Origin of the sequence: Mesorhizobium sp. M7A.F.Ca.US.002.01.1.1 (genome assembly GCF_004022955.1) — a bacterium.
Lineage (GTDB): Bacteria > Pseudomonadota > Alphaproteobacteria > Rhizobiales > Rhizobiaceae > Mesorhizobium > Mesorhizobium ciceri.
In genome coordinates this window covers 1-382 of record NZ_RZQE01001086.1, presented here as the reverse complement: position 1 = coordinate 382, position 382 = coordinate 1, and the positions used below count along the sequence as shown (strand labels likewise).

Below are 382 nucleotides of genomic sequence, written 5' to 3'. Positions count from 1 at the left end.
CTCTCTGCCGAGGCGATCCAGAAAGGCCAGGCGCTCGGCATTTTCACGCAGGGCCTTCTCCGCACGAAGCCGTTCAATTGCGGTGCGCGTCCGGTCAGCCACTTCCGAAACCAGAGCAACCTCGGCCGGCGTCCAGTGTCTTGGCTCGGAGTGATTGAGGTACAATAACGCAACCAACCCGCCGCGCTCCGTGACCGGCATGTTGATGACGGATTGGGCGCTGATTGCTTTGAGAGCCTCGGCATGGTCGTGGGTTCGCGGGTCTGTCTCGGCATTCTCGAAGACGACCGTCTCGCCTCGTTTCAAATCATCGACATAGGAGCCGTAGTCCCTGAAGTTCAGAGTTCCGGCCAGACTTCGAATTCCCGGCGCGTTCCAGTCT

At 59.9% G+C, this 382-nt stretch carries 1 protein-coding gene; it reads right to left on the bottom strand.

The genetic code is table 11. The features are described from left to right. Nucleotides 1-382: GAF domain-containing protein (locus tag EN932_RS37830; protein ID WP_164890930.1), on the bottom strand; the 382-nt coding region annotated here is incomplete at both ends.